Origin of the sequence: Bacillus sp. RE35 (assembly GCF_052146655.1) — a bacterium.
Classification (GTDB): Bacteria; Bacillota; Bacilli; order Bacillales; family Bacillaceae_G; genus Bacillus_A; species Bacillus_A cereus.
Genome location: NZ_CP197377.1, coordinates 4,060,692 through 4,078,382, shown reverse-complemented (window position 1 = coordinate 4,078,382; position 17,691 = coordinate 4,060,692). Strand labels below are relative to the sequence as shown.

The window sequence follows — 17,691 nt, the reverse complement described above, 5'->3', positions numbered from 1 at the left end:
TTGTTTATAATAATAATGGGTGAAATTATGATTAGAATTTGTGCAGTAACAAAAACAGATGAAGTATTATATGATGTTTCTCTAGAAGAAACAAAGAAAGACCATATTGTATGGTATTGGCTAGATTTATATAAGCCAACGAAAGAAGAGTATACATATATTCTGCAAGACCATTTTAAGTTCCATCCCCTTGCAATTGAAGACTGTCTAGAATACGTACAGAGGCCAAAAGTTGATTTTTATGATGGATATAACTTTTTAGTTCTTCACGCGTTTGGAGAAGATGGGCTAGAACCACATGAAATTGATTTGTTTGTTAGTGATCGCTATATTGTTTCTTTCCATTTTTCTCATAATAATGCAATTGAAAGAGTATGGAAAACACTTGGTGAGAAGAGGCGGATTAAGAAAGGACCTTTACATGTAGCACATACGATCACTGATCAAATTGTAGATGATTATTTCGCACCTGTATATTACATTGAAGATCATTTAAATGCGATTGATGATAATTTAACAGGTGAGACAGCAGGAGCCGTACTAGAAGAAGTATTTGATATTAGGGCAGATTTATCTAAGTTAAGACGTACAATTATTCCAATGCGTGATTTATTGTATCGTATTTTGAATTCCACTCGTTTTTACGGTATAAGTGATCATGAGATTTATTTTAAAGATATACATGATCATTTACTTAAACTTACGGAAATGATTGAGGCAAGTCGAGAGTTAACGGCGGATATTCGGGATAGTTATTTTTCATTAAACTCACATCATATGAATAACATTATGAAAACATTAACTGTATTCTCGACTATTTTCATGCCATTAACATTTATTGCGGGAGTATATGGAATGAACTTTACGCATATGCCAGAGCTTGGTGGACAATATAGTTATTTTATTTGTCTTCTTCTAATGGCATTAATTGGCGGCGGAATGATGGCCTGGTTTTATAAAAAAGGATGGTTTAAGTAAAAAAACACCGAGGATTTCCTCGGTGTTTTTTTTCAACCAATAGCATGTAATACAAACATAGCTAAGAATAAGCATGTAATGATATACATAGATGGTGCGACTTCTTTACGCTTTCCAAGAGCAACTTTTAAGATAGGGTAAGCAATAAATCCGAACGCAATGCCATCAGCGATACTATATGTGAGCGGGATCATGACGATAATTAAGAACGCTGGAAATCCTTCTGAAAAATCGTTCAGAGGAATTTGCTGAATGCTTGTAATCATCAGGCCGCCAATAATAATTAAGATTGGTGCAATGGCACTATCAGGAATTAGTTTGACAAACGGAAGTGCAAACAATGATGCAAAGAATAACAACCCCGTAACGATAGACGTCAGACCTGTCTTTCCGCCTGCAGTAATACCTGCGGCACTCTCTACTGTTGATACGGTAGGGCTTGTGCCAAATAGACCACATGTCATTGCTGAAATTGCATTGGCTTGGTAAGCACGTGGGAATTTACGGTCATCTTCTAATAAACCGTGCAGAAGTCCCATGTTCTCAAAAATAAGCACCATGCTTAAGGAGAATGTTGCAATCCAAAACGGTAAGGAAGAAAGTTTGCCAAATGACATAGCTCCAAACACATCGCCGTAATTAGCGAATGAGAATGAACTATTTCCGATTTGACTTGTATCAACAAGGCCAAATAGCCATGCAATACCAGTTCCTATTGCAATCGTCCATAAAAAGTTTCCACGTACGTTACGAATAAATAGTACAAGTGCAACGATAAGAGTAAGCACGGTCGCAAGAACGACAGGGTTACTTAATTTACCCATTGCAACAGCAGTATTTGGGTTCGAAACGACTAAGCCACCTTTTTGCAATCCGATAAACGCTAAAAATAATCCGATGCCGACAGTAATTGCTTCCTTTAATGACTTTGGAATTGATACTGATAGCACGCGAGCGATTGGTGTAAAAGCGGCAATTGCAAAAATAATACCAGAGATAAAGACAGCAGCCAATGCTTCTTGCCAAGTTAGTCCAAGCGTATGCACAGCTGTGTACGTGAAGAATGCATTTACACCCATACCAGGGACAAGAATAGCAGGTGCATTTGCCCAAAATGCCATGAGTAGACATCCGACAAATGAACTGAAAACAGTTGCTAAAATTCCAGCTTCAAGAGGAATGCCAGCATCGGATAAAATTGATGCATTTACAATCATAATATATACGATCGTGAAAAATGACGTAACTCCAGCTAAAACTTCTTGTTTTGGTGATGTTTCGTGTAAACCTAATTTAAATGTTCTTTCAAGTATTCCTTTCATGTTAAACCTTCTTTTTCATATCCCTCTCCCACCCGTGATATCTCTTTCGTAAGAGCTCACCGTCCTTTATTATATCAGAACATCATGTTTTTACAACAAGGAAAATGATAACGTTTACTTATAAATGAAATTATTTATAAATACGTAAAAATTGCCCTTATTGTTGAAATAATTTCTAACTCTCCCGATTGAATGGGTGGAGCTGCTTGCGCATGTAAAGTAGCATAAGACGTAACCTCCCTTGGTAATTGGGCAGATTCTTCAACGAATGAGAGGGGAACAGGATTAATATTTAAATTATATGTACTCGCAATAGCACGAGCTTTTTCTACTGCTTGGTGCAGAGCTTGAATGAGAGCTTGCTCATAATATTTATTTGGATGAGATACTCGGAAACGTAAACCTTTTGCTACATTTGCACCATTTGAAACGGCTATATCATATACTTCCCCAGCTTTTTGTACATTTAAAACGGTAATTTCATACAAATGCTCCACGCGGTATCCTTGCAGCAAGGCTTTATCATTTACATATTCGTATTGAGGAGTAATTGTATAAGAAATCGTCTCTATATCTTTATCGGCAATACCAAGCTGTTTAAGTGCATCCAACAATTGTTTGGATTGCACTGCATTTTCTTCTTGAGCCTGTTTTACATTTTTATCATCTGTTCGAATGCCGAGTGTTAATATAACAACATTCGGTTTTGCTTTTACAACACCTTCTCCTTGTACAGTAATAGTAGCTTCTTTACCAGTATTAGCAGTGCGTACGTTGTGTAAATAAGGATTCATTCCACCCTGCATTTTCCATCACCATCCTTTTTATATGTATATGTGTGAACAAAAAAGAAATTTATATGAAAAAAGTTACATAAATGAGAATGTTGAGGAAAGAAAGCATATACAACATAGGTATTTATAGATTATAATATGTGTAAATATGATAAAAAAGGGACGAGGCTATTGAACGAAAAAAGAGAAACGCTGATTTTAGATTTATCTGCATCATTTCGAAAAATGATACGTTTATTACAAAATGATATTAATACACGTTTTGCAGAACATATGCCATATAATGAATTTTCTGTATTACGTGCGTTATTTTTAAACAGTCCACAGATGGCTTCGCAAATTGCGAGTGAAGTAAACGTAACCTCCAGTCATATTACAGCTGTTACAGATCGTCTCGTACGAAAAGGATTAGTAGAAAGAAAACGTTCTAATTCAGATCGTCGAATCGTGTACTTAGAAATTACAGAGCACGGAAGAGAAGTAACTGAAAAACTTGAAGCTGTGCGTAAAGAATATTATAAAGAGAGATTTAAAGGTTGGAGCGACCAAGAAATAGAAATGGTCTTAGAACTATTTGGCCGCGTATTATAATAAATGAGGATAGGAAGCGAAAGCATTCCTATCCTTTTTCTTTTGAATAAAAATATTTTGAAACTCCGATACTTTAATTAAAAGATCGGAGGAAAGATTATGAAATATATTGCTGCACTTACCATTTTATTTGGTGGTTTTTTCTGTTTTCAAACATTCACGTACGCAGATACGCCTATCCAAGTAGTGCGAAAAGAAGTGAAGTACATTGAAAATGATAATACAGTCTTATATTCGAAATTATGGGTTCGTTCTATGCAAAACGCAGTATTATTCCACCATAGCGATAATATTCGTAATCGGGACACATTACGTAATGTAACAAGTTCATCGCTTGTTAAAGCGAAGCAACTATCTTTTCAGAAAGCAGCACTTTATATACCGAGACTATCGCAATACGTATCAAAAATAGGGAAAGAAAACATTCAAGTGTACTACATTGCGATTCACTATAATGTGAAAAAAGAAAATGCATATCAATTAGATGGCATGAACTATTTTCTACAAGTATTCGTAAAAGAGCGTGGGGAATGGAAAATTGCCGAAAGTGTAGTTGCCCCGACAGAGCAAATTGTGCAAAATGGTGATGGATTTGGAATGAAAGAAGAGATGGTGTATGGGGATAGGAGAGAGAATGTGAAATAACCTCCTCATCGAGAGGAGGTTATTTTATTTGAAATTCCAAGAGACTTTCCATTTTAATATTTTAGGTAGGAAGAAATACGTAATGAAACTAGTTATTAAAAATCCGATGTAAAAGCTGGACAATGAGTGCGCGCGACTTAGTATTAAACCTCCAACGATCCCACCAAAGAAAATAGCGCATGCCATTACTAACTTTTGTAACTTTGGATATAATAGATAGTTACCATTTCGCTCATTGATTGAACGGGCATATAAATAAATACCGAGTGGTAATAAAATAAGTATATGTGCAATAGGTGCAATCAATGTTTTTACCGGCGGAATCTTTGTAAAGTTTGGTTCGTTATGACGTACTCCATTTTGATCAGTATAAGCGCTTTGTGGATCATAATTAAAGTTAATAGTAAAATCTTCTGCTGGACTAGAAATACGTATGTTTTCCATAACATCATGTATAATGCCATTGTTCTCATGAAAGTCGGCACTCGAGTGAACAGCAATGACTCCTGATATTAGAGATGGAAGTAACGCTGGGAAGATTAATATAGCTGCAGTAAGAAATCCTTGCGATATCACATTTCCAGCGATTGTGCCTATACATAAGGCAAGTGTATAAATAGCGATTAATACAATTAACATATATATAAAGTAACTATGAAACGGTGAAAATACTTGATATTTATTATGAAAAGTCAACCTTTTCATAATAGCAAATAGCCCCCAGTTTAAAATGACAACAGCGGCGATATTACAGATTCCAAACAACCACTTTGTTATATAAAGGTGTGAACGTTTAAAGGGCATAGACCATAACAAGTCGCTAGCGTTATTTTGTCTTTCCCATCCAATTAACGTACAAGCTAGAATGGTCAGTATGCTACCTAACAGCATGATAGGATCTAAAAGTGTTAAATCAAAGTGATAATGATATACATAGTTCCATTTTTTATTGTCATTTAGAAAGTGTTGCTGTTGAATAGAAGTCATATAGTATTTATATGACAAACTATAGAAGCTGACGAGCCAAAATAACCATACAACATATTTACTTTGTTGATACGTTCTTAGCCATAGTGCTTTTTGAAACATAGGATCTCTCCTTTAAAAAACTTTATAATTTGTTAGGCGTGATAATACAACATAAGTAATGATTCCAGCGAGAAACAAACTGATATAGTAGTTAGGTAAGAAATAAAATTGATTGATTTTATAGCCACCTAGTAATGAAAAGTAAATGGTTGTCCCCCATATACATATTTTTAAATGTTTTTGGAAAATAAATATCCTTTGACTATTTTCATTTGGTGAACGCACATATAAATATGTCCCAAGTAGTAAATAAAATATTGTATAGAAAATAGGGACTAACATTGATTTGGCTGAATAATATACGTGAGATGCTGGATTTCTTAAAGTAGTTGGATCGTTGTCCCTCTTCCGAGAATCTGGCTGATAGTTATAATCAATAGAAAAGCGATATATTGGTACAACTATATTTGTTTTTTGATTGATTTCATATAGTTGTTGATCTAATTTATTATTTTTAGTATCGGTAGCCTCTAAATGGTTTAGTGTAAAAGTGTACACTAGTGGAATAAATGTAAGGCCCATTAGTAGCCATGGAATGCAAAAAATGACCTGTGAAACAATACTTCCAGTAAAAGTACCGATACATAGAGCAGCTGTATAGACTGCAACATAAGAAACTATCGCATAAAGAAAGTATCGGTGAAGTGGACTAAATGATTGATAATCAAAATGGATAGTTGTTCTATAAATAACATACATAATAATCCAATTTATAAGTAACGAGCTCACAATACAGAAGGAACCGAAAGCCCATTTAGATAAGAAAACATGTTTTCTTTTAAATGGCATCGTCATAAGTAGTGTATTAGATTGGTTGCTACGTTCCCATCCTATCAATAAGCAGGCTAAAGCAATGATAAGAACAGTTAACCAAAAACTATTACCATCTCGTGCAGAAAAGGTATAAAAATAATAATACTGTTCCCCTTTTTCTTGTAATTCGTAATATTTATCGAGTTCCATCTGAGCACTTCTATAGTATCCGAGAGATAGAAGATAAAGCGAACTAAAGAAGAATAGTAACGCAGCATATTTCCCACGCTTCCAATTCCACATCCACAACGCCTTATGAAACATACCCATCCTCCTCCAGTGTCGTAACGAAGACATCTTCAAGTGACATTGTTAATTCTTCAATGAGCAGTGGTTGTTCTTTATAAAACTTCTCGAGTGTTGTAGCCACATTTCCTTCAATTAAGATTGTATATACTTTTCCTGTTTGATTTAATATTTTAATATTGCTTAAGTTTTCTAGTTTTTGAGGTAATGAACGCTCGTAAGCTACTTGTATTTTTGCAAATTGTGATTTTGCATCGTCTAGTGACGTAATAGATGCTACAGTATGTCCTTTTAACATAATGATTGTATCTGTAATTTGTTCCACTTCATCTAAATGATGGGTAGAGATGAAAATGGTAATTTCTTTTGCTGCAACTTCTCCAACGAGAAACTGTAAAATCTGTCTTTTAACGATAGGATCAAGTCCGTTTGTTGGTTCATCTAAAATAATATATTCTGCCTGTGCAGCAACAGCTAAAATGATAGCAAGCAGTGCCTTCATTCCTTTTGAATAACTACGAATTCGTTTGTTTGGTAAGTTGAAACGTTCTAGTAGTTCGTAGAAATATGGTTCATCAAATGCGGTATAAACTGCTTTATAAAACTTCACGATTTCTTTTACTTTATAACCGTTCAGTATGTTAGTAGAATCCGGGACATATACGATTTTTTGTTTCGTTTCAGGATTCTTATGAATGTCGATATCCTCATATGTAACAGTTCCCTCATCTGGGTCTAAAATGCCGACTATCGTTCGTAATAAAGTTGTTTTCCCCGCACCATTTCTTCCAAGTAATCCGACGATACTACCTTTTTGTAATGTGAAAGAAACATCGTCTAAAATTGTTTGATTATCAATTGTTTTCTTCAAGCTTGTCACTTTCAACATCCGTATTCCCTCCAATCTCTTTATAGTATGAATCTATCCAATCATGAATTTTATCTTTCGTAATACCAAGATAAGAGGCTTCTAATAGTAATTGATGAAATTGCTTTTCAACCATAGCGATTTTCCTTTCGTCTAATGTTGGGGTAATCGATTGGGATACAAATGTTCCTTTTCCTCGTAACGTTTCAATAATTCCTTGTCTCTCTAACTCTTGATACGCTTTACTCACTGTATTTGGATTTATAACGAGTAAAGAAGCGAGTTCGCGTACAGAAGGAAGTTTATCACTTGGAGCCAACATGTTTTTCAATACGAGTTCTTTTATATTTTGAACAATTTGTTCCCATATCGGAGTGTTGCTTCTTGGATCAAGTTGAATATGCAAGAGCAATGTCTCCTTCCTCATATGTATTAAGTGTACTACTATGTGTAATACACTTAATACAATATAGGGGACGAATGTATTTGTCAACTGAAAATAATAGAAAAAATTGGTATTAAAAAAAGATGAATTGGAAAAAATAGGTCTGATATAGAATGGAGGGTTAGTCATGAAGCGAGTTTTTGGAATACTTGTTTGTTTCATGTTATTGCTTTCTGGAACTTCAGTGAGTTTCGCGCAATCTGAGAAAACGAAGCCAGAGAAAACAGAAGAAACAACGCCGAAGTTAGCGGAACAAGCGTCGTCAGCAATCGTAATTGAGCAAGATACAGGTAAAGTTTTATTTGATAAAAACCCAAATGAAAAATTACCACCTGCTAGTATGACAAAGATTATGACAATGCTTTTAATTATGGAAGAAGTTGAAAAAGGAAAATTAAAACTGACCGATAAAGTTAGAGCGAGTGAACATGCAGCTTCAATGGGTGGATCGCAAATCTTTTTAGAACCTGGGGAAGAGATGACTGTAAATGAGATGTTAAAGGGTATTGCAATTGCATCTGGAAATGACGCATCTGTTGCGGTAGCCGAGCACATCGCAGGTTCAGAAGAAGGATTTGTAAATATGATGAACAAAAAGGCGAAAGATTTAGGGCTGAAAAATACACATTTTCAAAACCCAACAGGTCTTCCGGCCAAAGACCATTATTCGACAGCAAATGATATGGCTATAATGGCGAGAGAATTGATGAAGTATCCACTTATTCGTAAATACACAGGTAAGTACGAAGATTATTTACGTGAAGATACAGATAAAAAGTTTTGGCTCGTTAATACGAATAAACTAGTACGTTTTTATCCTGGCGTAGATGGAGTAAAAACAGGTTTTACGACAGAAGCGAAATATTGTTTAACAGCATCGGCTGAAAAAAATGGTATGCGTGTCATTTCAGTTGTCATGGGAGCACCAACATCAAAAGAACGGAACAACCAAGTGACAAAGCTTCTTGACTATGCATTTGGACAATATATGACAAAGAAATTGTATACGCGCGGCGAAAAAATTAAGACAGTTCAAGTAGGAAAAGGGAAAAAAGAAAAAGTAGATTTAGTTGCGTCAGATAATGTTTCTCTTCTTATGAAGAAGGGCGAGAATATGGACAAGGTAAAACAAGAAGTAATTGCTGAAAAGAAAGTAAAAGCACCGATTAAAAAAGGTGACGCGCTTGGCACCCTTGTTATTAAAAAAGATAAAGATGTTTTATTAAAACAAACAATTGTAGCAAAAGAAGATGTTGCTGCAGCGAGCTGGTGGGAGTTATTTAAAAGAAGTTTTGGGATGTTTTCAACATCAAAATAGCGGCAAATATTTTGCCGCTTTTCTATTCGTATGTAAGTGAATAATGCTGAAAGGTTTCACTTTATGACGAAATAGTTCTTCTTTTGTCAGCAGGAAGGATTCTTATTTTGTATCACGAAAATCTTTATGTATGTGAATAAGTAAAGTTTGAGCATAAGGAGGAAATCGTGTGAGTCTTTCCATGCAATTAGAAGTAAAACGTGACGTCCTATGTGTGAGACTAGAGGGTGAATTAGATCATCATACGGCTGAAGAGTTGCGAACGAAAGTAACAGATATGATTGAGACACATGGTGTTCATCATATTGTTTTGAGTCTAGAGAACTTATCGTTTATGGATAGTTCTGGTCTAGGTGTTATATTAGGCCGATATAAACACGTAAAGGGATTAGGTGGAGAAATGGTTGTTTGTGCAATTTCACCGCCTGTTAAGCGTTTATTTGAAATGTCGGGCTTATTCAAAATCGTTCGCTTAGAAGAAAGTGAAGCGCACGCGCTCGCGACGTTGGGGGTGGCATAGATGAGAAATGAAATGAACCTTCAATTTTCAGCATTAAGTCAAAATGAATCATTCGCTCGCGTTACAGTGGCGGCTTTCATTGCACAACTAGATCCAACGATGGAAGAATTAACGGAGATTAAAACAGTTGTGTCAGAAGCGGTTACAAATGCAATTATTCATGGATACGAAGGAAATGCAGAAGGTATTGTTTATATTTCTGTAATTTTGGAAGAAGCAATGGTGAAACTCACGATTCGAGATGAAGGGATTGGAATCTTTAACTTAGATGAAGCGAGACAACCCCTTTTTACAACTAAACCTGAATTAGAGCGTTCCGGAATGGGATTTACTATCATGGAAAATTTTATGGATGAAGTAGAAGTTATTTCAAACGAATCTTTCGGGACAACAATCCATTTGACAAAATACTTATCAAATAGTAACGCTCTATGCAATTAAGGAGAATAGCCTATGGACATAGAGGTCAAAAATGAGAAGAAGAAACCTCAGTTAAAGGACCACGAGCTAAAAGCGTTAATTCAAAAAAGTCAAGATGGAGATCAACAAGCGAGAGATACAATCGTTCAAAGTAATATGCGCCTCGTTTGGTCGGTTGTACAGCGGTTTCTTAATCGAGGATACGAACCAGACGACCTATTTCAAATTGGATGTATTGGGCTCTTGAAATCGGTAGATAAATTTGATTTATCTTTCGACGTGAAATTTTCAACATATGCAGTTCCAATGATTATTGGTGAAATACAACGTTTCTTACGCGATGATGGATCAGTAAAAGTTAGTAGGTCTTTAAAAGAAACAGGAAACAAAATTCGAAAGATGAGAGATGAGCTTTCGAAAGAATTCGGAAGGGCTCCAACGATTAATGAAGTGGCAGAGGCACTAGAACTAACGCCAGAGGAAGTTGTTCTAGCACAAGAAGCGAGCCGGGCCCCTTCATCTATACATGAAACTGTATATGAAAACGATGGAGATCCAATCACTATTTTAGATCAAATTGCAGATCAATCTGAAACGAAATGGTTCGATAAAATTGCTTTAAAAGAAGCGATTAGAGAACTAGATGAACGAGAGCGCTTAATTGTATACTTGCGTTACTATAAAGATCAAACACAGTCAGAAGTAGCCGAGCGCATAGGCATTTCGCAAGTACAAGTTTCAAGACTTGAAAAGAAAATATTAAAACAGATGAAAGATCGAATAGACGAATAATCGTCTATTCGATTTTTTTATGCCGTTAATAGGAGAGAGATGTTAATTTTCGCAAAAATTAACAGAATTTATTGATAATTTAGTCAATTTAAAATATAATCCAAGTATGAACTTGTCATAAAGGGGGAAGGAAATATGGAAACGAGGCAACAATGGGGAACGAGAGCTGGATTTATTTTCGCAGCGGTCGGATCTGCCGTTGGATTAGGAAACATATGGCGTTTTCCTTATACAGCGTATGAAAATGGAGGAGGAGCATTCTTTTTACCGTATTTATTTGCATTATTAACGACTGGTATTTCATTGTTAGCGTTTGAGTTTGCCCTTGGTCATCGTCATCGTGGCTCAGCACCACTTACATTTTTCCGTATTAGCCCGCGTGCAGAATTTATTGGATGGTGGCAAATGTGCGTAACATTTATTGTTTCAACATATTATGCAGTGATTATTGCTTGGTCTATATCGTATACATACTTTGCAATTACTGGAGCATGGGGAAAAGACACGCAATCATTTTTATTTAAAGAGTACTTACATGTTGCAGATAAGCCAGGACAATTTGGAGGACTTGTACCAGAAGTATTAATTCCGTTAGCTCTCGTTTGGATTATTGTGCTTGGCGTTGCATTTAAAGGAGTTAAAAAAGGAATCGAAGTTGTTAACCGTATATTTATTCCTTTATTAGTTGTTATGTTCCTTATTATCGTTGTTCGTGCAGTGACGATGGAAGGTGCTATGCAAGGACTAGATGCATTCTTTAAACCAGATTGGAGTCGTATTTTTGATGGGAAAGTATGGCTTGCTGCTTACGGTCAAATATTCTTTAGTTTATCTTTAGCATTTGGAATTATGATTACGTATTCTAGTTATTTACCGAAAAACTCGGATACAACAAATAATGCCTTTATTACTGGATTTGCAAACTCAGGATTTGAATTATTAGCAGGTATTGGGGTCTTTGCAGCTCTTGGATTTATGGCAAATAATATGGGAGTACCGGTTGATAAAGTAGCAAGTGCTGGCGTTGGGCTTGCGTTCGTAGTATTTCCCCAAATTATTAATGAATTGCCGATGTCACCGTTGTTTGGTGTTTTATTTTTCTTATCGTTAACGGTTGCTGGAATTACATCACTTATTTCACTCGCGGAAGTATGCTTTGCCGCTGTATCTGAAAAATTCAGTTTAAGTCGGGAAAAAACTATTGGAATTATGGGAACCCTTCTCGTGTTAGTTTCTCTTGTTTTTGCAACACGTGGTGGACTTATGTTCTTAGATGTTGTCGACTATTTCGCTAATAATTTCGGATTAATTACAATTGCACTTGCGGAAGTAGTTACGATAGGGCTCATTTTACGCCGTTTACCAGTTTATCAAAATCATGCAAACTTTGTATCTGATATTAAATTAGGAACGTTTTGGAGAGTGAGTTTACTCGTTATTACTCCGCTTATGTTAGGGTATATGCTAATTGATGGTACAATCCAAAATATTAAAAAGAACTACGGAGATTATCCGACTGAGTTTGTTGTAACGTATGGTTGGTCGATAGCAGCAGCATTCCTCATAGTTGCAATAATCATTGGCCTGAAAAAATGGGATGCACAAATTCATTCGGATTCTGCCAAGCTTGAAAAAGAATGGAAAGATCGAGGTGTTTCATAATGAGTGGATCAGCGATTATGATGATGGTTATTGGAATAGTAGTCATTTGGGGAGGGCTTGCATTAAGTATTGCAAACTTATTTAAGAAAAAGGCATAAGTAAAAAACATCTGTACCGAAATGGTGCAGATGTTTTTTTATGAAAAAATTGTATTAGAAAAAAATTCAATAACCATACTACAACTACGAGGAAGAGTGAAGGGGTGAATGAAAGTTGGAACAAACGATTTATATTAAAATGCGCAATCGTTTAAAAGTTTCTCCTACTTATGAAGTAAAGCTGGGCGATGTTGCTCAACTTGCCGGAGATTCTTCCGTAGTTGAGTTGTTACAAAATGAGATAGTTTACAAAATAACAGCGCATGATAAGACGCATGTTGTAATTGATGTTATGAAAGTAATTGAGATTATTCAACAGAAAGCATCTCATGTACAAATTAATTTACTCGGTTCTGGACAAACTCTTGTTGAAATTATATACGAAAAAAAGAAGACACACCCAATTTTTTTCGGGCTTGTATGGCTGTTACTGTTCATTGGAGCGGCCCTTGCGATCATTTATTTCCATGAAGATGTAAGTATGCAACAAGTACATCAACGGTTATATTACATGATTACTGGAGAATTTAATGCACAACCACTTTTATTTCAAATTCCTTATTCTTTAGGTCTTGGCTTAGGGATGGTTTTATTCTTTAATCATGTATTTCAAAAGCGAATTAATGAAGAGCCGAGTCCGTTAGAAGTTGAGATGTTTCAATACCAACAGTCACTTGATCAGTATGTAATCGTTAATGAAAACAAGGATAATATGAAACAACTTGCCGATGATTGAGTCTGGATTTGTTATTTTAATTGGTTTAGCTGGAGGGATTGCGGTAGGTAGCGGATATGTCGCATTTTTAGCTGTACTTGGTATAATCCCCCGTTTAGCTCAATTAACGAGAAGTGGAAAGCATATTCAATATTTTGAGTGGGCAGTCATTGCAGGTACTTTAACAGGGGCTTGGTGCAGTTTGAAAAACATTACATTTCAAACGTCGCAATATTGGCTCGTTATATTAGGGATATTTTGTGGCACATTCATCGGAATGCTTGCTGCGGCATTAACAGAGGTGTTAAATGTTCTACCTATTTTAGCGAAACGAGTAGGGGTAGAGGGGAAGATTATTGTTTTACTCGTTGCTCTTGTACTTGGGAAAGTAATAGGATCGTTGTTTCACTGGATTTATTTCGTAAAGTAGGAGGCAGTATATAAATGACAAGTCAGAAATTGAAGGATGATTACATAAATAAAGTGAAGGAGTATCATCCAAAGCCAAACTATTTACTAAATTGTATCAAAGCATTTCTTGTAGGTGGACTCATTTGCACAGTTGGAGAAGTATTGATGAAATTTTATATACATTATTTTCACTTCAGTGAACAAGAGGCAGGAAACCCAACTGTTGCAACCCTTGTTTTATTATCCGCGATTTTAACAGGGTGTGGTGTATATGATAAAATCGGTCAATTTGCTGGAGCAGGATCAGCGGTACCGGTAACAGGATTTGCAAATTCTATGGCGAGCGCTGCCTTAGAACATAAGAGCGAAGGGGTTGTTCTAGGGATTGCTACAAATATGTTTAAACTGGCAGGAAGTGTGATTGTATTTGGGGTTGTTGGTGCATATATCATTGGGTTAATAAGGTATACCTTTAAAATTTTTATGTCTTAAAGGAGGGGCTAGTATGAGGTTGACCGGAAAACAAACGTGGGTATTTCAAAATGATATATATGTGAATGCAACGGGTACTGCTGTCGGTCCGAAAGAAGCTGAGGGCCCTCTTGGGAAAAAATTTGATATTTCATATGATGAATTGCATTGTGGAGAAGAAAATTGGGAGCTCGCCGAACGAAGATTAATGTCAGACTCAATTCAACAAGCAGTGCAAAAAGGGAATATAAAAACATCGCAAATTGATTTCTTTTTAGCAGGAGATTTATTAAATCAAACAGTGACAGCAAATTATGTTGCGCGTAAGTGGGGCATTCCTTTTTTAGGAATGTTTAGCGCTTGTGCGACGTCTATGGAGACTTTAGCAGTTGGCTCAGCTTTTATAGACGGTGGATTTGCAAATCGTGTTTTAGCTACAGTAAGTAGTCATAATGCAACGGCTGAAAGACAATTTCGCTATCCAACAGAGTACGGTGGACAAAAGCCAGGGACAGCAAATTCAACTGTGACTGGTGCAGGGTCTATATTAATTAGCAATGAAAAAAGTGCAATTAAAATTACGTCGGCTACAATTGGAAAAGTGCAAGATTTAGGAATCACAAATCCTTTGGATATGGGAGCAGCGATGGCTCCAGCAGCAGCTCATACAATTCAACAACATTTTGAAGATTTAAGAAGAAGTGCCGATGATTATGATTTGATTGTTACGGGAGATTTATCAGCTGTTGGGACGCCGATTGCGAAACAACTTTTACTTGAGGAAGGTTATGATCTTGGGCATATATACAATGATTGTGGATTGATGATTTATGAACCAAGTCAAGAAGAAGTGTTTGCAGGTGGTAGTGGTTGCGCTTGTTCAGCAGTTGTCACATATGGTCATTTATTACACGAGATGCAAAAAGGGAATTTACAACGAATTTTTGTCGTTGCGACTGGTGCATTATTAAGCCCGATGATGATGCAACAGAAGGAAACGATTCCAACAATTGCACATGGTGTCGTATTTGAGAGAGTTAAAGGAGAGTGAATTGTGGATTTTATATATGCATTTCTTGTAGGTGGAGTTATTTGTTTAATTGGGCAACTATTGTTAGATTTTGTAAAGTTAACACCAGCTCATTTAATGGCAACTTTTGTAGTCATCGGAGCAATTTTAGATGGATTTGGATTGTACGATAAACTAATAAAGTTTGCAGGTGCTGGAGCAACAGTCCCTATTACAAGTTTTGGACATTCACTATTGCACGGAGCAATGCATGCAGCAGAAAAACATGGATATTTAGGAATTGGTATTGGCATGTTTAGTTTAACGTCTGCGGGCATTTCCGCAGCGATATTGTTTTCGTTTTTTATAGCACTTATATGTAAACCGAAAGGATAAATCAAATGAGACGAAGGGTTGTTTTGGTCACAGATGGAGATGAATATGCAAAGCGGACAATTGAGCTTTTAACGAAGGAATTTGGGGGAAGGTGTATTTCAGCATCACAAAGTAATCCAACCAAATTGACAGGGAAAAAAGTTGTTGAGCTTATTATGCAAACGCCATATGACCCTGTATTTGTCATGTTTGATGACAGTGGATTTATTGGAGAAGGATCTGGTGAAAAGGCTTTAAAATATGTGGCTACCCATAAACAAATTGATGTGCTCGGTATTTTAGCGGTAGCGTCTAATACGCATCATTGGGAATGGGCACGTGTAGATGTAAGTGTAGATCGGAACGGGAATTTAACCGAATACGGTGTTGATAAATTTGGACTTCCAGATGGCGAAATTGGCAGAATTAGCGGAGATACAATTTATTGTTTAGATGACTTGAATGTTCCTGTCATCGTTGGAGTCGGTGACATTGGTAAGATGTGTGGAAATGATGAATGGGAGAGGGGATCACCTATTACGAAGAAAGCAATTCAATTAATTTTGGAAAGGAGTGGTTTTTATGACGAAGCCTAAAAAAGTGGATATCCCTATATCAACTTTCATAAGTGACAATGAAAATTATTTAAAGCAGACAGTTGGGCTAGGCGTTACATACGATGTTGGCATTCGTAAATTTCAAATTTTGAATAAAGAAATTGGTGTGTTATTTGTAAACGGACTTTGTGATACAAATTATATTATCCCTATTTTAGAAGAAGCGGTGGATACAAATGAGATAAGGGATGTAGAAGAAGATACAGTGAAGCTTTTAGAGAATCGCTTAATCCATCAACAAGTAAGTAAAGTGAAAACGATGGATGAGGTAATGCTCCAAGTATTATCAGGACTCATCGTGATATTTGTGGAAGGTGAAACGGAAGCGTTTGCAATCGATGTTCGTAGTTATCCAGGGCGAACGCCGACAGAACCAGATACCGAAAAGGTAGTACGCGGTGCAAGGGATGGATTTGTTGAAAATATCGTTGTAAATACAGCATTAATCCGTAGAAGAATTCGAGATCCACGTCTTCGAAATGAAATGGTTCGAGTAGGAGATAGATCACAAACGGATATTTGCATTACATACGTTCAAGATGTTGCAAATCCAGATTTAGTAAAGATTATAAAACAAGAATTAAATAACATCGATGTAGATGGAATTACGATGGCGGATAAAACAGTAGAAGAATTTGTTGTAAAGCAAAGCTATAACCCATTTCCACTTATTCGATATACAGAAAGGCCAGATGTAGCAGCAAATCATCTACTAGAAGGACATGTGTTAGTACTTGTTGACACATCGCCAAGTGCTATGATTACACCGACAACATATTTTCATCATTTACAGCACGCGGAAGAGTTTAGACAAAATCCAGCTGTCGGTACATTTTTACGCTGGGTGCGCTTTTTAGGTGTTATATTCTCGTTATTTTTATTACCATTTTGGTTAGTGTTTGTATTTGATCCAACTCTTTTGCCAGCAAATCTTGCTTTTATTGGACCGACTAAGATGACGCATTTACCAATTTTATTACAGGTGTTAATGGCAGAGGTCGGACTTGAGTTTTTAAGGATGGCAGCCATTCATACTCCAACGCCGTTATCGTCTGCAGCAGGGTTGATTTCCGCTATATTAATTGGTCAAATTGCAATTGATGTAGGTTTGTTTGTGCCAGAAGTAATTTTGTATGTAGCAGTTTCGATGATTGGTGCATATGCAACACCGAGTTATGAATTAGGATTAGGGAATAAGGTTGGGAAATTGTTTGTTATTATTTTAACAGGTCTCTTCCATGAGATGGGATTTGTAATTGGTATGACGATATTAATTTTATTTTTAACGTCTATAAAAAGTTTACAAACACCTTATTTATGGCCGTTTTTACCATTTGATTGGGGCGCATTAACAAAAATTTTACTCCGTCCAACGATGTCTAGTTTAAAAGTACGACCAAGTATTGTAAGACCTCAAAATGTAAAAAGACAAAAATAAACGGGATTATACACCCGTTTATTTTTTTTAGCAAAAATTTATTATTTTTTAACA

Annotated in this window: 22 protein-coding genes; 16 read left to right on the top strand and 6 right to left on the bottom strand. The window is 36.1% G+C overall.

Going from position 1 to position 17,691, the window contains the following annotated elements; translation table 11 throughout:
• Window positions 1-15 precede the first annotated feature (15 nt).
• On the top strand, window positions 16-978 hold the full coding sequence (corA, locus tag ACTL4X_RS20700) for a magnesium/cobalt transporter CorA (protein WP_002026281.1): 963 nt from the start codon (window positions 16-18) through the stop codon (window positions 976-978).
• Window positions 979-1,010: 32 nt separating this feature from the next.
• On the opposite strand, the gene ACTL4X_RS20695 is transcribed toward corA, so the two are convergent.
• Window positions 1,011-2,300: an NCS2 family permease gene (locus tag ACTL4X_RS20695; RefSeq protein ID WP_000676248.1), complete on the bottom strand. Its 1,290-nt coding sequence runs from the start codon at window positions 2,298-2,300 to the stop codon at window positions 1,011-1,013.
• 134 nt (window positions 2,301-2,434) lie between these two features.
• Window positions 2,435-3,106 (bottom strand): SIMPL domain-containing protein, encoded by a 672-nt coding sequence (locus tag ACTL4X_RS20690; protein WP_001161449.1) that lies wholly within the window; start codon window positions 3,104-3,106, stop codon window positions 2,435-2,437.
• Window positions 3,107-3,265: 159 nt separating this feature from the next.
• On the opposite strand from ACTL4X_RS20690, the gene ACTL4X_RS20685 reads away from it, so the two are divergent.
• Together ACTL4X_RS20685 and ACTL4X_RS20680 are read left to right on the top strand one after the other, a co-directional pair.
• Complete coding sequence (locus ACTL4X_RS20685) at window positions 3,266-3,685, top strand: MarR family winged helix-turn-helix transcriptional regulator (protein ID WP_001003307.1); 420 nt, start codon at window positions 3,266-3,268, stop codon at window positions 3,683-3,685.
• A 99-nt stretch (window positions 3,686-3,784) separates the two neighbouring features.
• Window positions 3,785-4,330, top strand: a complete 546-nt coding sequence (locus ACTL4X_RS20680) for a hypothetical protein (RefSeq protein ID WP_000873774.1) — start codon at window positions 3,785-3,787, stop codon at window positions 4,328-4,330.
• A gap of 24 nt (window positions 4,331-4,354) precedes the next feature.
• Here ACTL4X_RS20680 and ACTL4X_RS20675 read toward each other — a convergent pair whose 3' ends face one another.
• Genes ACTL4X_RS20675 through ACTL4X_RS20660 form a run of 4 tightly spaced genes read right to left on the bottom strand, consistent with a single transcriptional unit; the run spans window position 4,355 to window position 7,752 of the window.
• Window positions 4,355-5,419 (bottom strand): ABC transporter permease subunit, encoded by a 1,065-nt coding sequence (locus tag ACTL4X_RS20675; RefSeq protein WP_000486539.1) that lies wholly within the window; start codon window positions 5,417-5,419, stop codon window positions 4,355-4,357.
• Between the two features lie 12 nt (window positions 5,420-5,431).
• A complete protein-coding gene (locus tag ACTL4X_RS20670) occupies window positions 5,432-6,496 on the bottom strand; it encodes an ABC transporter permease (RefSeq protein WP_000468523.1) in 1,065 nt (354 codons plus the stop codon).
• Entirely contained in the window at window positions 6,486-7,367 is an 882-nt protein-coding gene (locus ACTL4X_RS20665) for an ABC transporter ATP-binding protein (protein ID WP_000922122.1), read from the bottom strand. Before ACTL4X_RS20665 ends, ACTL4X_RS20670 begins: the two co-directional genes overlap by 11 nt.
• Complete coding sequence (locus ACTL4X_RS20660; protein WP_000548027.1) at window positions 7,333-7,752, bottom strand: GntR family transcriptional regulator; 420 nt, start codon at window positions 7,750-7,752, stop codon at window positions 7,333-7,335. The genes ACTL4X_RS20665 and ACTL4X_RS20660 overlap by 35 nt, the downstream gene beginning before the upstream one ends.
• 166 nt (window positions 7,753-7,918) lie before the next feature.
• Here ACTL4X_RS20660 and dacF point away from each other — a divergent pair, with 166 nt between their 5' ends.
• The 13 genes from dacF (at window position 7,919) to spoVAF (ending at window position 17,637) form a co-directional block, all read left to right on the top strand.
• Window positions 7,919-9,109 (top strand): serine-type D-Ala-D-Ala carboxypeptidase DacF, encoded by a 1,191-nt coding sequence (dacF, locus tag ACTL4X_RS20655; RefSeq protein ID WP_000831981.1) that lies wholly within the window; start codon window positions 7,919-7,921, stop codon window positions 9,107-9,109.
• A gap of 169 nt (window positions 9,110-9,278) precedes the next feature.
• The gene (gene spoIIAA / locus ACTL4X_RS20650; RefSeq protein ID WP_000059135.1) at window positions 9,279-9,629 is read left to right on the top strand and encodes an anti-sigma F factor antagonist; all 351 of its coding nucleotides are present in this window, start codon (window positions 9,279-9,281) and stop codon (window positions 9,627-9,629) included.
• Window positions 9,630-10,070 (top strand): anti-sigma F factor, encoded by a 441-nt coding sequence (spoIIAB, locus tag ACTL4X_RS20645; RefSeq protein WP_001243398.1) that lies wholly within the window; start codon window positions 9,630-9,632, stop codon window positions 10,068-10,070.
• A 12-nt stretch (window positions 10,071-10,082) separates the two neighbouring features.
• Window positions 10,083-10,841 carry an RNA polymerase sporulation sigma factor SigF gene (gene sigF, locus ACTL4X_RS20640; RefSeq protein WP_000350729.1) on the top strand — a complete coding sequence of 253 codons (759 nt, stop codon included), beginning with the start codon at window positions 10,083-10,085 and terminating at the stop codon, window positions 10,839-10,841.
• A gap of 135 nt (window positions 10,842-10,976) precedes the next feature.
• Complete coding sequence (locus ACTL4X_RS20635; protein WP_000450088.1) at window positions 10,977-12,503, top strand: sodium-dependent transporter; 1,527 nt, start codon at window positions 10,977-10,979, stop codon at window positions 12,501-12,503.
• Window positions 12,503-12,601: a methionine/alanine import family NSS transporter small subunit gene (locus ACTL4X_RS20630; protein ID WP_000016826.1), complete on the top strand. Its 99-nt coding sequence runs from the start codon at window positions 12,503-12,505 to the stop codon at window positions 12,599-12,601. The genes ACTL4X_RS20635 and ACTL4X_RS20630 overlap by 1 nt, the downstream gene beginning before the upstream one ends.
• A gap of 115 nt (window positions 12,602-12,716) precedes the next feature.
• Window positions 12,717-13,337 carry a stage V sporulation protein AA gene (locus ACTL4X_RS20625; protein WP_000438369.1) on the top strand — a complete coding sequence of 207 codons (621 nt, stop codon included), beginning with the start codon at window positions 12,717-12,719 and terminating at the stop codon, window positions 13,335-13,337.
• Window positions 13,330-13,746 carry a stage V sporulation protein SpoVAB gene (gene spoVAB, locus ACTL4X_RS20620; RefSeq protein WP_000572936.1) on the top strand — a complete coding sequence of 139 codons (417 nt, stop codon included), beginning with the start codon at window positions 13,330-13,332 and terminating at the stop codon, window positions 13,744-13,746. The genes ACTL4X_RS20625 and spoVAB overlap by 8 nt, the downstream gene beginning before the upstream one ends.
• Window positions 13,747-13,760: 14 nt before the next feature.
• On the top strand, window positions 13,761-14,219 hold the full coding sequence (gene spoVAC, locus ACTL4X_RS20615; RefSeq protein WP_000203810.1) for a stage V sporulation protein AC: 459 nt from the start codon (window positions 13,761-13,763) through the stop codon (window positions 14,217-14,219).
• A gap of 13 nt (window positions 14,220-14,232) precedes the next feature.
• Entirely contained in the window at window positions 14,233-15,249 is a 1,017-nt protein-coding gene (gene spoVAD / locus ACTL4X_RS20610; protein ID WP_001241165.1) for a stage V sporulation protein AD, read from the top strand.
• A 3-nt stretch (window positions 15,250-15,252) separates the two neighbouring features.
• A complete protein-coding gene (gene spoVAE / locus ACTL4X_RS20605) occupies window positions 15,253-15,603 on the top strand; it encodes a stage V sporulation protein AE (RefSeq protein ID WP_000345916.1) in 351 nt (116 codons plus the stop codon).
• Between the two features lie 5 nt (window positions 15,604-15,608).
• A complete protein-coding gene (locus ACTL4X_RS20600; protein ID WP_001254415.1) occupies window positions 15,609-16,178 on the top strand; it encodes a stage V sporulation protein AE in 570 nt (189 codons plus the stop codon).
• The gene (spoVAF, locus tag ACTL4X_RS20595) at window positions 16,165-17,637 is read left to right on the top strand and encodes a spore germination protein SpoVAF (protein WP_000165595.1); all 1,473 of its coding nucleotides are present in this window, start codon (window positions 16,165-16,167) and stop codon (window positions 17,635-17,637) included. Before ACTL4X_RS20600 ends, spoVAF begins: the two co-directional genes overlap by 14 nt.
• Window positions 17,638-17,691 lie beyond the last annotated feature (54 nt).

Coding starts and splice junctions, on each gene's coding strand:
- ACTL4X_RS20630 (WP_000016826.1), top strand. CDS start 12,503: ATGAGTGGATCAGCGATTATGATGATGGTTATTGGAATAGTAGTCATT.
- ACTL4X_RS20635 (WP_000450088.1), top strand. CDS start 10,977: ATGGAAACGAGGCAACAATGGGGAACGAGAGCTGGATTTATTTTCGCA.
- ACTL4X_RS20690 (WP_001161449.1), bottom strand. CDS start 3,106: ATGCAGGGTGGAATGAATCCTTATTTACACAACGTACGCACTGCTAAT.
- corA (WP_002026281.1), top strand. CDS start 16: ATGGGTGAAATTATGATTAGAATTTGTGCAGTAACAAAAACAGATGAA.
- ACTL4X_RS20675 (WP_000486539.1), bottom strand. CDS start 5,419: ATGTTTCAAAAAGCACTATGGCTAAGAACGTATCAACAAAGTAAATAT.
- spoIIAB (WP_001243398.1), top strand. CDS start 9,630: ATGAGAAATGAAATGAACCTTCAATTTTCAGCATTAAGTCAAAATGAA.
- sigF (WP_000350729.1), top strand. CDS start 10,083: ATGGACATAGAGGTCAAAAATGAGAAGAAGAAACCTCAGTTAAAGGAC.
- ACTL4X_RS20680 (WP_000873774.1), top strand. CDS start 3,785: ATGAAATATATTGCTGCACTTACCATTTTATTTGGTGGTTTTTTCTGT.
- dacF (WP_000831981.1), top strand. CDS start 7,919: ATGAAGCGAGTTTTTGGAATACTTGTTTGTTTCATGTTATTGCTTTCT.
- ACTL4X_RS20665 (WP_000922122.1), bottom strand. CDS start 7,367: ATGTTGAAAGTGACAAGCTTGAAGAAAACAATTGATAATCAAACAATT.
- spoVAF (WP_000165595.1), top strand. CDS start 16,165: ATGACGAAGCCTAAAAAAGTGGATATCCCTATATCAACTTTCATAAGT.
- ACTL4X_RS20695 (WP_000676248.1), bottom strand. CDS start 2,300: ATGAAAGGAATACTTGAAAGAACATTTAAATTAGGTTTACACGAAACA.
- spoVAD (WP_001241165.1), top strand. CDS start 14,233: ATGAGGTTGACCGGAAAACAAACGTGGGTATTTCAAAATGATATATAT.
- ACTL4X_RS20670 (WP_000468523.1), bottom strand. CDS start 6,496: ATGTTTCATAAGGCGTTGTGGATGTGGAATTGGAAGCGTGGGAAATAT.
- spoVAB (WP_000572936.1), top strand. CDS start 13,330: ATGATTGAGTCTGGATTTGTTATTTTAATTGGTTTAGCTGGAGGGATT.
- ACTL4X_RS20600 (WP_001254415.1), top strand. CDS start 15,609: ATGAGACGAAGGGTTGTTTTGGTCACAGATGGAGATGAATATGCAAAG.
- spoVAC (WP_000203810.1), top strand. CDS start 13,761: ATGACAAGTCAGAAATTGAAGGATGATTACATAAATAAAGTGAAGGAG.